The sequence below is a fragment of the Streptomyces sp. E11-3 genome, assembly GCF_046540415.1.
GTDB lineage: Bacteria > Actinomycetota > Actinomycetes > Streptomycetales > Streptomycetaceae > Streptomyces.
On sequence record NZ_JAZGRL010000001.1, the window covers coordinates 464,708 to 477,576 of the forward strand.

General features: G+C 71.7%; 10 protein-coding genes and 2 pseudogenes. 10 read left to right on the forward strand and 2 right to left on the reverse strand.

Annotated elements, in window-relative coordinates; translation table 11 throughout:
• Nucleotides 1–17: 17 nt before the first annotated feature.
• From U9R90_RS02120 to U9R90_RS02130, 3 genes and pseudogenes are all read left to right on the forward strand, one after another.
• Nucleotides 18–902: an NAD(P)-dependent oxidoreductase gene (locus U9R90_RS02120; protein ID WP_411054631.1), complete on the forward strand. Its 885-nt coding sequence runs from the start codon at nt 18–20 to the stop codon at nt 900–902.
• A 157-nt stretch (nt 903–1,059) separates the two neighbouring features.
• Nucleotides 1,060–1,296 (forward strand): annotated as a pseudogene (locus tag U9R90_RS02125) (GNAT family N-acetyltransferase); the annotation flags it as partial.
• A complete protein-coding gene (locus tag U9R90_RS02130; protein ID WP_411057788.1) occupies nt 1,283–1,492 on the forward strand; it encodes a hypothetical protein in 210 nt (69 codons plus the stop codon). The pseudogene U9R90_RS02125 and the gene U9R90_RS02130, both read left to right, overlap by 14 nt.
• A 112-nt stretch (nt 1,493–1,604) precedes the next feature.
• On the opposite strand, the gene U9R90_RS02135 is transcribed toward U9R90_RS02130, so the two are convergent.
• Nucleotides 1,605–2,474, reverse strand: coding sequence for a GNAT family N-acetyltransferase (locus U9R90_RS02135; protein ID WP_411054632.1), 870 nt, complete (start codon nt 2,472–2,474; stop codon nt 1,605–1,607).
• A 151-nt stretch (nt 2,475–2,625) separates the two neighbouring features.
• On the opposite strand from U9R90_RS02135, the gene U9R90_RS02140 reads away from it, so the two are divergent.
• The 7 genes and pseudogenes from U9R90_RS02140 (at nt 2,626) to U9R90_RS02170 (ending at nt 11,446) form a co-directional block, all read left to right on the forward strand.
• Complete coding sequence (locus tag U9R90_RS02140) at nt 2,626–3,012, forward strand: CU044_2847 family protein (RefSeq protein ID WP_411054633.1); 387 nt, start codon at nt 2,626–2,628, stop codon at nt 3,010–3,012.
• Nucleotides 3,009–5,279, forward strand: coding sequence for a trypsin-like peptidase domain-containing protein (locus tag U9R90_RS02145; RefSeq protein WP_411054634.1), 2,271 nt, complete (start codon nt 3,009–3,011; stop codon nt 5,277–5,279). The genes U9R90_RS02140 and U9R90_RS02145 overlap by 4 nt, the downstream gene beginning before the upstream one ends.
• Nucleotides 5,276–6,224, forward strand: a pseudogene (locus U9R90_RS02150) (AAA family ATPase). The gene U9R90_RS02145 and the pseudogene U9R90_RS02150 overlap by 4 nt, the downstream one beginning before the upstream one ends.
• Nucleotides 6,225–9,680, forward strand: coding sequence for an SAV_2336 N-terminal domain-related protein (locus U9R90_RS02155; protein ID WP_411054635.1), 3,456 nt, complete (start codon nt 6,225–6,227; stop codon nt 9,678–9,680).
• Nucleotides 9,681–9,829: 149 nt separating this feature from the next.
• A complete protein-coding gene (locus tag U9R90_RS02160) occupies nt 9,830–10,240 on the forward strand; it encodes a VOC family protein (RefSeq protein WP_411054636.1) in 411 nt (136 codons plus the stop codon).
• Between the two features lie 106 nt (nt 10,241–10,346).
• The gene (locus U9R90_RS02165; RefSeq protein WP_411054637.1) at nt 10,347–10,811 is read left to right on the forward strand and encodes a helix-turn-helix transcriptional regulator; all 465 of its coding nucleotides are present in this window, start codon (nt 10,347–10,349) and stop codon (nt 10,809–10,811) included.
• Nucleotides 10,812–10,816: 5 nt separating this feature from the next.
• Entirely contained in the window at nt 10,817–11,446 is a 630-nt protein-coding gene (locus U9R90_RS02170; RefSeq protein WP_411054638.1) for a glyoxalase, read from the forward strand.
• 50 nt (nt 11,447–11,496) lie between these two features.
• Here the strand turns inward: U9R90_RS02170 and U9R90_RS02175 are convergent.
• The coding region (locus tag U9R90_RS02175) for a DEAD/DEAH box helicase (RefSeq protein ID WP_411054639.1) at nt 11,497–12,869 on the reverse strand (1,373 nt) is incomplete at its 5' end.

The window sequence follows — 12,869 nt, forward strand, 5'->3', positions numbered from 1 at the left end:
ACGTTGACGATGCTGCCATGAACAACAACACCGCTACACCCGTGACCGTCATCGGACTTGGACGGATGGGGCAGGCACTCGCCGGCGCGTTCCTCAAAGCCGGGCATCCCACAACTGTATGGAACCGTACGACGTCCAAGGCCGACCAGCTGGTGGCTGAGGGCGCGTGGCTGGCGCCAACTGTCGGCGACGCGCTCAAGGCAGGTTCCCTCACGCTCATCTGCGTCGCCGACTACCAGGCCATGCACGAGCTGCTCGGCGCGAGCGATACCGCACTGGACGGCACGATGTTGATCAACCTGACCTCGGGCGACTCGGCCCAAGCCCGGGACGCCGCCCGATGGGCCGAGCAGCACGGCGCCCGCTACCTGGACGGCGCCATCATGGCCATCCCGTCGGGGATCGGGACCGCCGAGGCGGTGATTCTGCACAGCGGGCCACAGTCGGACTTCGAGGCCCACAAGTCAACACTCGACGCTCTCGGTACCGTCACCTACCTTGGCGCGGACCATGGGCTGGCGTCCCTGTACGACGTGGCCGGCCTTGCCATGATGTGGAGCGTCCTGAACGCCTGGCTCCAGGGCACTGCCCTGCTCAGGACGGCTGGTGTTGACGCCGCCACGTACGCGCCGTTCGCGCAGCAGATCGCTGCCGGTGTGGCCGAATGGCTGCCGGGGTACGCCCAGCAGATCGACAGCGGGTCCTTCCCGGCCGAGGTGTCGGCCCTGGAGACCGAGGTGCGGTCGATGGCCCACCTGATCGAGGAGAGCGAGGCGGTGGGCGTCAACGCCGAACTGCCGAAGTTGATCAAGGCGATGGCCGACCGCGCGATCGCCGCCGGACACGGTGGGGAGCAGTATCCCGTGCTGATCGAAGAGTTCGGCAAACCCCGCGACAACTGACCGATCCCGAAACCGGGATCCAAGCCCCTACGACGTCCGGTCTTCCCGCCACTCCCACGGTTTCCGTCCCGGCACGGACTGGCAGCGATCCGTCAGGGCGTTGCCCAACCCGCACGGGCCTTCGCCTGTTACGGCCAAGGCGCCTGCCATGATCGGGGGCGAACGCGACCTTCGGTCACTGCACCTTCCGGCCCTGGTGCAGGAGTCTGACTCGACCTGCCTGGTTGCCGTGGCTCAGGACGGCATCCGTGGGTACATCTTCGGGTTCGTCACCCCGAACGGCACCAGGTACGTGCATCTCATCGCTACGCGGGACGACACCCGCGGCACCGGTCTCGGGCGTCGTCTGTACATGGCGTTCGCCGAGGCCGCGGAACGCGATGGTGCTCGCCGAGGAAGGCACTCAGCTCACCAACCACGGCGTCTCCGACGAGACCTGGGCCGAGGTGCGCAAGCACTACGACGACGACCAGGTCGGTGCGCTGGTCGGCCTGGTCGCCCTGATCAACGCGGCCACCCGGATGAACGTGATCGTGGCCAACCCGGGTGGTTCGTACGAGCCCGGCAAGTTCGCCAGTATGGCGAGCTGATCGGCAGGCCAGACGCGGCCCCGGCTCAGGATCGTTTGATCCGGGCCGGGCCCGCGCAGGTCGAACAGCCCGCCCATCGGCGCCACCTGCCGTCGTGCGGCGACCGAGAACCTCAGTGAGCGTGGCGGTACTGATCCCGGATCTCGGGCAACCGCTCGAAGCCGGCCGACTGGTAGGTGGCGACGGCGCCGACGTTGGAGCTCGGCGTGCACACGACCACGCTCGACGAACCCAACTCCTGGAGGGCACGCGCCGCGGCGACCGTGATCGCTCGGCCGTAACCATGACGGCGGTGTGCCGGGTGCACGCCCATCGGCTCGATCAGCCCGGGCTTGCCCGTACCCGCCGACCACACCGTCACGGCCGCCACCGCTTCGCCCTGCTCGTTGCGAGCGACCAGGCACCGCGCGTCGGCGTACGGCGTTCCCGCCGCCATCGCGTGCCAGCGCTCGTCGGTGAACGTGGGCCTGTCGAACGCCGCCCGCTGAACCGCGGTCCGCTCGCGCGCCTGTTCCGGCCCGGTCACCTCGACGCGTACACCGGGATCCGGCACAGGCTCGCCGAGGTCGCGCCGAAGGGGCATCCACGGCTGGTCGCTCTCCCAGCCGGCCTGGAACAGCAGGTCCTGGACGAGCGCACTCATCGACGCGTCGACGGACACCTTGCCCTCGCTCAGCACACCACGCTCAGGCGCCGATACGTCCTCGACCACCTGCCGCGCCAGCTCCTCGTCCCGCAAGGCCTCCGGCGCGATCGCCAACCGCAGCAACTCCGGGCCATCCAGCAGCCCGACCGCCAGAACCTCCCCAGCCCGGCTCCAGGTCCGCGTGGCCTCCGCCGTCCGCTCCGCACCGAACCGCCAGAACCACCCCACATCCCCCGGGTGCAACTGCACGAGCCCTCCGTCGTGCTGCCACTCCCCCAACACCCGTACTACGTCACCGAGCCCGTCGGCCCCCGGCCTACCCATCTCGATCGCCATCCCCCGATCACACACCACCCCACCGACCCTCCGCACCCGGCTTTCCCGCCGGCGCCCCCCGATCGGAGTCAAAGCTCCTCGCGCAGATTGCGCGCGACCATTTTCTCAACTCACCTGTCTGGACGCGTCGTTGATCGGCACAATGCGGGTTGTGCCAGACTATGACTACATGGAGTTCACGCTCGATGACGGTGCATCTGTTCGTCTTGAGCTGTCGGCAGCGGGTGAGGGGCCGACGCCCCCGGAAGGCGGTGCCGATCTGCCAGAAGGCATAGCCGGAGTGACTCCGGTGGGGCGTGGGGCGCGCGTCGGGGCGCTGGCCACGGATGCGCTGCGGACGGTGTTGAGCCCGCTGGGTCCCGTGCTCCAGCAGGTGCACGACTCGGTGCGAGGCATCCCCGACCCGCCGCACGAGATCTCCGTCGACTTCGGGATCCAGATCGGCCAGGACCTGAAGATCGGTATCGTCGGCGCCAACGGCCAGGCCAGTATGACCATTTCGGCTACGTGGCAGCTGCCCCGAGGAACCGACGCGTGACCTGGTTCGCGGCCGCGCAGGACGGGCCAGCCGCGGACGCCCGCAGTGCGCTCGTCCAGGTGCTGTCGAAACGCCAGGGGCGCACGGCCGGTGCGGGCGTTTACCTCTCCGGCCGGTCCCTGCTGACCTGTGCGCACGTCGTCAACGCGGCCCTCGGAGTGCGGCTGCTCAGCACTCAGGACCCCGGAAGCATCGTGGTCGACGTCGCCTTCCCGGTGCTGTCCGCCACCCGTACCTGGCGGGCGCGGCTCACGGCCTGGATACCCCCACGACCCCAGCGGTACGGGGCGATGGGGGACGACTCGCTGAAGTGGGAGGGCGACCTGGCCGTCCTCGAGCTGGACGAAGAGCCCCCGCCGCCGGTGGGCCCGGTCCGCTGGCTGGAGATGACGAGCGGGCAGGACGTCAGGGCCTGGTACGGGGGCGGGCAGACGTTCTCGTACGCCGACGTCCGGGTCGCCGCGTACGAGGACGGCGTCGGCTACCTCGACGGACAGCTGTCGGGGGCTTCCATCGGCGAGGGTTACAGCGGCGGGCCCCTGTGGTCGATGGACCACGGAGCTGCCGTGGGCCTGGTCATGGGCCGGATCGCGGCCCCGGACGCGGCGTTCTCGGCGCAGCACACGGTGCGGCGAAGCTGGGGCCTCGGCTGGCAGTCGGTCCTCGCGGAGCTACGCCGGGCGGGGGCGGTTCCCGAGAAGCATCTGGACGCGCTGTGGGCGAGACCCGCCGTCCTCGACGTGGACGAGTCGGTACGCGACATGATGGTCGGCCCGTTGCACACCCTGCTCGGCGACCCGGGGGCACGCTCCGCGCACGCCGGAGAGCTCGCCGCCCAACTCCGCCTGCGCGCCCCGGTCGACGGGACCGCGCCCTCCGTGGAGGAGCTGGCCCAGCTGCTCAGCGGTACGGAGCGGGCGCTGCCCACGCTCGCCGAGTCGCTGGCCCCCAAGCTGGCCGACGACCCGCGCGGTCGCGGCGAGCTCGACCGGCTGCTCGCCCTGGGGCGGCTCACCGACGCGGCCCGACTGCTGTCGGTCGCCGAACACCGCACGCTACTCGCCAAGGTGGAGCATGTCGTCCGGCACGATCCTGGCCTGCTACACCGCGCCGCGACCGCCGCCCTGCCCTACGTCGACCTGCCCCAGTCACTCCAGGCGGCCCGCCTCGCGCCGTCCGCCGTGCCCGGTGTCCTACGGGAGTTGGAGACCTGGTACGGCGACGGGTCACCGGTGCCGGAGGAGACGCCGCGGTTGCCCGCCCTGCTGCGCGTGGTCGAGTACGTGGCCGCCGAGACGGGTGGAATGGCCTGCCAGGCGCTTCAGGAGTGGAGCCGACGGGTCGCCACCCGCCTCGGCGTCCACCCGTCGGCACTGCACGAGCGGCGCGCCGACGCCGAGCGATGGTCACGGCGCACCGCCCCGGCCGGCGCCCGGATCCTGGTGGAACTCGACCGGTACGCCAAGGACCCGGCCGACCACTACCGCTGCTCGGTCTGGCGGCTGCGGCCCGACGGGACCGCCGCGCGCGCCGTCACAGGCTCCGAACGGCCTCTTACCGGCCGGGAGATCGCCCGGCTGATCCGCGAGGTCGCGGGCGGGGTCGACGGTACGGGGGACGGGGTGGCGCTCGTCGCCGTGTCCGTACCACCCGACGGGCTGGAGCTTCCGGTGGACGAGTGGGACGGCGCCGGCGCCGACGAAGTCATCCCGGCCCCGCTCGGCGAGGACTTCCACCTCGTACTGCGCTGCCCGAAGCTGCGGATGCGCTCCCGTACCGGCGTCTCGGACCTCAAGCGGCGGTGGAAGGTGCGTACGCAGAGCCCCCCGCTCCTCGCCGACCACACCGTCGGCGGGCGCGCGGGACTCATCGGGCTGCTGAAGACAACCCACCGGGACAGCGCGCGCGTCTTCGTACAAGGGGGCGCCGAGCAGCGCGGCGAACTCCTTCCCGTCTGCCTCGTGATGGGTGTCCCGATCGTGCTGTGGGATCGCGAAGACCGCGGAGGTCCCGGGGGCCGTGGAAACCGAGCGGATGACGGAGCGTGCGGTGCCGCCGGCTCTGGTGGAGGGCCCCGGCTCGATGCCGTCGTGCCGGAGGGTCCGGTCGACGGACTCCCGGAGCGCCTGCGGCACTTCAGGGTCCGCGCGTATGCGCACGGCGCGGAATCCCAGCGCCCCGCGCTGGTGTGGGAGGACGCCGAACTGCCGTTGCCCGACGAACTCCAGCTCGCCGACCCCTCGGAAGGAACGGAACAGGCGATATGACGCACAGCGACGAGTGGCGGCTGTTCCGCGGCGACCGTGTGGCCCGGCAGGTGGACTTCCCCGAGGCCCCACCATGGCGGCAGTTCGGCGACGCCTCGGGTTCCCGCATCCGGCACCGCCCGTACCTCATCGGGCGCACCGAGGCCGACGTGGTGAGCGCCGCCCTGCAATTGCGCCGCCCGCTGCTGGTCACCGGGCACCCCGGCACCGGCAAGTCCTCTCTGGCGCATGCCATCGCCCACGAGCTCACCCTGGGGTCGGTGCTCCAGTGGCCCGTCAACAGCCGCTCGGTCCTCAAGGAAGCCCTGTACGGCTACGACGCCATCGGCCGGCTCCGTGAGACTCATCTGCGCAAGGAGCGGGGCGACACCGAGCCCGAGATCGGCACCTTCGTCCGCCTCGGCCCGCTGGGCACGGCCCTCGTGCCGCGCGACCAGCCGCGGGTCCTGCTGGTGGATGAGCTGGACAAGGGCGACGTGGACCTGCCCAACGACCTGCTGACCGTCTTCGAGGAGGGCGAGTTCGAGATCCCCGAGCTGTCCCGGCTGCCCGCGGCGCAGGCCGAGGTCGCGGTCCTCACTCACGGCTCGGACAGTGATCGGGTCACCTTGCCCCGAGGCCTGGTCCGCTGCCGGGAGTTCCCCGTCGTGGTGATCACGAGCAACGGCGAGCGCGACTTTCCCGGCCTTCATGCGCCGCTGCGTACGCCTGGACCTGCCTGATCCGGACGAAGCGCGGCTGCGCGACATCGTGGCCGCGCACCTCGGCGAGGGGGCCCTGGACGGCGTGGACGATCTCCTGCACGCCTTCCTCAACCGCCGGGCGCCCGGTGAGCTGGCCACGGATCAGCTGCTCAACGCCGTGTTCCTGCGCAAGGGCGGGGTCGACCTGGACGCCGACGGACTGCTCGACGCCGTACTGCACCGGCTCGGCGGGGCGGTCTAGATGCCGTCCGACGGCACAGGCCCGCGCACCCCGGCGGAGTCGGGCGGCGACGCCGAGCCGCTGCCGTCGGCGCTCGGCCGGCTGGCGCAGCTCACCGGGCACGACCTGTCCGTCCATGAACTGCTCGACGCCGTCTGGCTGGCGGCACGGCTGCCTGCGGACGACGCCGCCCCGCTCGCGCATTCCCTGCGCGGGGCTGCCACGCGCCCGGAGGGGCCAGGATCAGCGGACGACGCCGAAGGTTCTGACGGCTCGTCAAGTACCAGACCCGCACCGGACTTCTCACCGGAACCGGGTCCTCCGCCCCAACCACCGCCTCCTGCCCAGCTGCTCGGTGCCCTGCACGCAGCGGCGGCCGCACGCAGCGCGCCCGAGTTCGCCGAACTCGGGACGGAACGCCGAGCAGGCGCGCCCCAGCGAGCGATGCCCCTACGGGTCCCCGAGGAGAAGGCGCTCGGGAAGGACGAACTGCGGTTCGGGCGGGCGCTGCGCTCGCTGAAGCAGCCCCAACCCGACCCGTTCAAGACCGAGTTCGACGAGGAGGCCACCGCCGCGGCGCTGGCCGAGTCCGGGCTCCCTGACCTGGTGACACGTCCCGCGCGACGGCGCTGGCTGAACCTCGTCCTGCTCATCGACGACGGAATCTCGATGCTGCTGTGGCGACGCCTGGCGACGGAACTGCGCGCCCTGCTGGAACGGCTGGGTGCTTTCCGGGACATCCGGGTGCACGGCCTGGACACCCGGTCGGCACGCGCGCCGGTGCTGCGGGCCCGCCCCTTCGATCCGCACGCTCCGGTCCAGTCCCCGGCCTCGGTCGTCGACCCGTCGGGCCGCACGCTGGTCCTGGTGATCAGCGACGGAGTCGGGGTGTGCTGGCGGGACGGGCGGATGACGAAGGCCCTGGAGCGCTGGGCACGTCAGGGACCGACCGCGATCATGCACACCCTGCCCGCGCATCTGTGGGACGGCTCGGGGATCCGCTCGGAGCCCTGGCTGGTGACCAGCAGGCGGCGGGGAGCGGTGAACGACACCTGGGAGGTGACCGACCCGCTGCTGCCCCCAGGTCTGGGCGAGGGCTTCACGGGCGTACCGGTTCCCGTGCTCGAACCGTACCCGCCGGCGATCACCGCCTGGGCCCGGCTCGTCGCGTCGCCGGGTGCGAGCGCCAAGCTGCCCCTGCTGGAGCCGCCGCACGCCAAGACGCCGCGCGGCAGGGCCGACACCCGTGGCACGGACGCACCGAGTGCCGTCCTGCGATTCCGGGACGCGGCGTCGCAGGAGGCGTACCGGCTGGCCGCCCACCTCGCCGCGGTGTCGCCGCTCACCGTGCCCGTGATGCGGCTCGTCCAGGCGGCCGTCCCCTGGCGCGCGGACACCGCTCATCTCGCCGAGGTGTTCCTCGGCGGTCTCATGCGCCAGGTCGAACCGGCCGACGAGCACCTCTCGGCGCAGCACCGCCGGTTCGGATTCTCCCCGGACGCCCAGGAGATCCTGCTCGACACGGTGTCCCCGATCGACCTGCTGCGTACGATCCGAGCCGTCACCGAGCGTCTGCGCACGCTCGTGGGCCGCTCCCCCGACTTCCCGGCCTGGCTCGCCCACCCCGCGGGCACCGGCGAACTGCTGCCTGGCACCCGGCCGTTCGCCTGGCTGGAGGATCGCCTCCTCACGCATCTGGGCGCCCGGCCGATGGCACCGCCGCCCGAGCGGGTGGTCGAGTACGAGGAGGTACGCCTGCCGACGGGGCTGCAGGCGTCGCCGACCTGGCTGCCGCTGCGGCTGCAGGATCTGCAGGCGCTCGGCCCGTACACGCTCCTGCAGCGCGGCGGGTCGGGCGGCACACCCACGGCCTACATCGGCGAGGACGAGGCCGGGCGGCAGGTACTGCTGCGCGTGTCCTCGTCTTTCGCGTCGCCCGTCGGGCAGGAACTGCTGGACATCGAGCGCCGTGCGCTGCGCCGTATGGACGGGGTGTACGCGCCCGCCGTCGTCGGCAGCGACCTCAAGGGCATCCCCACGCCGTGGCTCGCCCTGCGGCTCGGCACCCTCGCCGACGGGCGGCCGGCTCCCACGCTGCGGGCCGTGCTGGACGCGGCCGGACCGCTGCCCGGCACACCGCTGTTCACCTGGCTCGGCTGGCAGCTGGCACGCGCGGTGACCCGCTGCCACCGCCGGGGCATCGTGCACGGCTCGCTCACGCCGGGCGCGATCCTGATCACCGAGTCGACGCTGAACATCATCAGTTGGACGTCGGCGCGTATCGACGGCGCGTGGAGCGCGTCGACGGCATCCGTCCCGGCCAGCTCGCCGTATCGCGCGCCGGAGGTGACCTACTGGGGCGAGTCGCGGATCGCGGCGGGCGATGTGTACTCCATGGGTGCGATCCTGCTGCACGCGGTGCTGGGCCGCGCGTGGCACGCCTACGAGCAGGGCGCGCTGGCCCGCAGTCGGGGTTTCCTGGGACTCGACGACGAGCTGCGGGAGTTGCTGCTGCGCTGTGTCTCGACCGAGCCCGAGCACCGGCCGACCGCCCAGGAGGTGGCCGAAGCCCTGGGCGCACGGCTGCCGGGAGGCCCGGAGTGGGCGAACGTCGAGGAGGAGCCCTGGACACCGGACGAGACCGCGGCGCCGCCCGAGCGGGATGAGGCGAGCGGACCGAAGGACGACAGCGAGAGCTGGACGCGGACCATCCGAGCACCCCTGGAGCGGCCACTGCGGATCGCCCTCGTGGGCGTCAAGGACGGCGTCGGGTGCACCACGACGACCATGATGCTCGGCGCGGTCCTGGCCGACCAGCGACAGGAGCATGTACTCGCCATCGACTCCGACCGGCATGCCGGCAGCCACGTCCACATCGGCCGCCGCGTCTTTCGCAACACGCTGGCGGGCCTGTCCGATCTGGCCCGGTCGCTGCACGAGGTGCACAGCTTCGAAGACCTTCAACTGTTCCTGTCCCCGCACCGCTCGGGGCTCCTGGTCCTGGCCAACGACTCGTTGTCCCACCCCGCGGCGGGGGTCCAGTACACCGACACGGACTTCAGCCGGGTGGCCCGCGCCACGCAGCAGTACTTCGCCCTCACCCTCGTCGACGCGGACACACCACTGCCCGCGGTCCTGCAGTACGCCGACCGTGTCGTCATCGTCTCGCGCGCGGACCCCGCCGGGCTCACCCAGGCCCAGCAGACCATGGACCGGCTGGTGGCCCTCAACCACTCAGCCCTGGTCCGGGAGGCGGTCGTCGTGCTCAACCACAGCCGCCCCGCCGCCGGCTGGAACCTCGACCCGGCCACCAAACGGGCCCTGAGCTCCCGCTGCCGCGGACTCGTCACCGTCCCTCGCGACGGTCATCTCGCCATGGGCAGCACCGTCGAACTGTCCTGGCTGACCCCTGATGCGTACAGGGCGTATCTCCGGCTCGCGGCGGCGCTGCTCGGGCCACGGCCGATCTTTCCGTGACGGCCCGGTTGGCTGGCGGTCACGGCCTCGCGTGGAGCCCGGCCTGACCGCCCCACCGCCCGCTGTCGCACCGCGACCTTGAAACAGGTGGCCAGATCCGTCAGGAATCGAGAAGCGCGGGTCACAGGGCCGTGCCTAGCATGATCGTCATGGACATCACCATTCACACCAGCGCCCTTCCGCATGACGACCCGGACGCGTCCCTGGCCTTCTATCGCGACGTCCTCGGCTTCGAGGTCCGCAGCGACGTCGGACAGGGCAAGATGCGCTGGATCACGATCGGCCCCGCCGGCCAGCCCGACACGTCCATCCTCCTGGCGCCACCGGCCGCCGACCCCGGGATCACCGAGGACGAGCGCCGCACCATCGTCGAAATGATGGCCAAGGGCACCTACGGCTGGATCCTGCTGGCCACCCGGGACCTCGACGGCGTCTTCGCGAAGGTGCAGGCCCGCGACGCCGAGGTCGTCCAGGAACCGACCGAGCAGCCGTACGGCATCCGCGACTGCGCCTTCCGTGACCCCGCGGGCAACCTGATCCGCATCCAGGAACTTCGCTGAGCCGTCCGGTCATCGATCCGTCCCTGATGGCCGCCTACGCGGCGGGCACCCCAAGTGCTCGCGGACACCCGTGAACTCACGGACACCTATGAAAAGGAGCTCTCCCATGTGTCACCCCTCGTGGGGGCGCGCACGCATCGCGGCACAGCGCCTGAGCGACCTCGCGCGACTGCGCCGCGTCCGCGACCGGATCGACCGGGAGTACGCGCAGCCGCTGGACGTCGAGGCGCTCGCCCGCGACGTGCACCTGCCCGCCGGGCAGCTCAGCCGCCAGTTCCGGCTGGCCTACGGCGAGTCGCCGTACGCGTACCTGATGACGCGCCGCATCGAGCGCGCGAGGGCGCTGCTGCGCCGTGGCGACCTCAGCGTCGCCGAGGTCTGCGTCGCGGTCGGCTGCTCATCGCTGGGCACCTTCAGCGCCCGTTTCACCGAGCTGGTCGGCATGCCGCCCGGCACTTACCGGCGCCGTGCGACGGGCGCTGCGGCGGGGATGCCGCCGTGGGCGGCAGAACAGGTGACAAGACCGGTCAGGAATCAAGAAGCGCTGGCCGCCGAGCCGCAACTAGCGTGATGGCCATGGCATCCATCGAATCCATCACCCTCGACGTGGCCGACCCCACGGCCGCCCACCGCTTCTACTCCGCCGCCTTCGGTCTGGACACGCAGCTGCGCCTGCGCGCCTCGGAGGCACCCACCACCGGCTTCCGTGGCTTCACCCTGGCGCTCACGGTGTCCCAGCCTGCCACCGTCAACAGCCTCGTCGACGCCGCCCTCGACGCCGGCGCCACGCCCCTGAAGCCTGCCGCGAAGTCCCTCTGGGGCTACGGCGGTGTCGTACAGGCCCCGGACGGGACGATCTGGAAGGTCGCGACCTCCGCGAAGAAGGACACAGGACCGGCCAACCGCCAAATCGACGAGATCGTGCTCCTGCTGGGAGTCGAGGACGTGAAGGCGAGCAAGCAGTTCTACGTCGGGCAGGGCCTCGCCGTGGCGAGGAGCTTCGGCAGCAAGTACGTCGAGTTCGCTGCCGGCGAGTCGAGCCCCGTCAAGCTGGCGCTGTACAAGCGCCGTGCCCTCGCCAAGGACGTCGGCGTCTCTCCCGACGGCACCGGATCGCACCGGCTCACGATCGGCGGCGATGGCGGGCCTTTCACCGACCCGGACGGGTTCGCCTGGGCGGCCGCAGCGCCGGCACCCACGCCCTGACGTGTCAGGTCGCCGCGGCCTTCTGCCAGCCGACCTCAGGGCAGAGACTCTCAGCCGCCGCGGCGGACCATGGCGGCCTTGCGGGCCTCGGCGAGTTTGCGGGCCTCGCTGGCCTTGCGGGACTTGCCGCCGGTGGCGCGGGAGGCGTCCTTACTGGTGCCCAGACCGCGGAAGGGGGCGTTGGTGTTCTTGGGCCGGGACGCGTCGGGCGCGCTGTCGAGCGGGATACCGGAAGGGGCCTTGGCCCCGGTGATCCGGCTCAGCTCCGCCTCGCCCGAGCGCACCTTGGTGATCGTCGCCTTGATGCCGGCCTCGGCCATCAGCCGGCTCACCTCACGGCGCTGTCCCGACAGCACCAGCGTGACGACGCTGCCGGACTCACCGGCCCGCGCGGTGCGGCCCGCGCGGTGTACGTAGTCCTTGGAGTCGGTGGGCGGGTCGACGTTGACCACGAGATCGAGGTCGTCGACGTGCAGGCCACGGGCCGCGACCTTGGTCGCCACCAGGACGGTGATGTGGTGGTTCTTGAACTGGGCGAGGGTCCGTGTGCGCTGCGGCTGGGCCTTGCCGCTGTGCAGGGCCGCGGCGTGCACCCCGTTGGCCCGCAGATGCCGGGTGAGCTGGTCGACGGCGTGCTTGGTGTCCAGGAACATGAGTACGCGGCCGTCGCGGGAGGCGATCTCCGTGGTGACGGCGTACCGGTCGGGGCCGTGGACGACCAGCACATGGTGGTCCATCGTCGTGACCGCGCCCGCGGGCGGGTCGACCGAGTGGACGACGGGGTCGTGGAGGTAGTGCTCGACCAGGTGGTCGACGTCGCGGTCCAGGGTGGCCGAGAACAGCATCCGCTGGCCGTCGGGGTGCACCTGGTCGAGCGCCTCCGTGACCTGTGGAAGGAAGCCCATGTCGCACATCTGGTCGGCCTCGTCGAGGACCGTGATCCGTACGCGTCCCAGGCGGCAGGCCTTGCGCTCGATGAGGTCGTGCAGCCGGCCCGGGGTGGCGACGACGACCTCGACCCCGTCACGGAGCGCGGCGGCCTGTCGGCCGATCGACACACCGCCGACGACCGTGGCCATCCGCAGCCGGAGCGCCTCCGCGTACGGTGTGAGCGCCTCGGTGACCTGCTGGGCCAGCTCCCGCGTGGGCACCAGGACCAGGGCGAGGGGCTGCTTCGGCTCCGCGCGCCGCCCGGCCGTCCGTGCGAGCAGCGGCAGGCCGAAGGCGAGCGTCTTGCCCGATCCGGTGCGTCCGCGCCCCAGGACGTCGCGTCCCGCGAGGGCGCTCGGCAGCGTGGCTGCCTGGATCGGGAAGGGCTCGCGCACGCCGAGCTCGGTGAGCTTACGCAGCACCTCGGCCGGCAGTTCCAGATCGGCGAAGGAGGCGACCGGGGGCACCGTCGGGGTGGGGGTGGCCGGCTGGG

Excerpts from the sequence above, each read along its gene's own strand:
- U9R90_RS02135 (WP_411054632.1), bottom strand. The coding sequence starts at position 2,474 with ATGGCGATCGAGATGGGTAGGCCGGGGGCCGACGGGCTCGGTGACGTA.
- U9R90_RS02155 (WP_411054635.1), top strand. The coding sequence starts at position 6,225 with ATGCCGTCCGACGGCACAGGCCCGCGCACCCCGGCGGAGTCGGGCGGC.
- U9R90_RS02160 (WP_411054636.1), top strand. The coding sequence starts at position 9,830 with ATGGACATCACCATTCACACCAGCGCCCTTCCGCATGACGACCCGGAC.
- U9R90_RS02170 (WP_411054638.1), top strand. The coding sequence starts at position 10,817 with ATGGCATCCATCGAATCCATCACCCTCGACGTGGCCGACCCCACGGCC.
- U9R90_RS02130 (WP_411057788.1), top strand. The coding sequence starts at position 1,283 with ATGGTGCTCGCCGAGGAAGGCACTCAGCTCACCAACCACGGCGTCTCC.
- U9R90_RS02120 (WP_411054631.1), top strand. The coding sequence starts at position 18 with ATGAACAACAACACCGCTACACCCGTGACCGTCATCGGACTTGGACGG.
- U9R90_RS02165 (WP_411054637.1), top strand. The coding sequence starts at position 10,347 with ATGTGTCACCCCTCGTGGGGGCGCGCACGCATCGCGGCACAGCGCCTG.